General features: G+C 74.1%; 1 protein-coding gene. It reads left to right on the forward strand.

Features of this window, described 5'->3' with window-relative positions; translation table 11 throughout:
• Window positions 1–533 (forward strand): neutral/alkaline non-lysosomal ceramidase N-terminal domain-containing protein (locus LPA54_RS36280; RefSeq protein ID WP_228984780.1); only part of this gene is annotated, 533 nt, incomplete at both ends.

Raw genomic sequence — 533 nt, forward strand, 5'->3', positions numbered from 1 at the left:
GGCGCCGTCACCGGCCTGGGCCTCGCGGGCGCCCGTCTGGTCGCCCCGGGCGCCGCGGCCGCCGCCCCGGGAGGCGGCGGCGGGTATCTGGTCGGCCGGGGGATCTCCGACGCCACCGGCGAGGTCGCCGAGGTCGGCATGATGGGCTACGGCCGCTTCGACCAGCAGGCGGCCGGTCTGCACACCCGGCTGCGGGCGCGGGCGTTCGTCGTGGCCGAGCAGGCGGGCGGGCGCCGTGTGCTGCTGATCGTCGCCGACTCCCCCATGATCTTCGAGAGTGTGCACCGGGCGGTGCTCAGGCGGCTGAGGCAGGCGTACGGCGCTCTGTACACCGAGCGGAACGTCCTCATCACCGCCACCCACACCCACGCGGGCCCCGGCGGCTACTCGCACCATCTCCTCTACAACACCACGACGTTCGGTTTCCACCGGGCGACCTTCGAGGCGGTGGCGGACGGCCTGTTCGAGGCGGCGCGCAACGCGCACGAGGACCTCGCCCCGTCCGAACTGCTGCTCAGCCACGGCACGTTGAC

The sequence above is a fragment of the Streptomyces sp. DH12 genome (genome assembly GCF_020873895.1).
Taxonomy (GTDB): Bacteria; Actinomycetota; Actinomycetes; order Streptomycetales; family Streptomycetaceae; genus Streptomyces.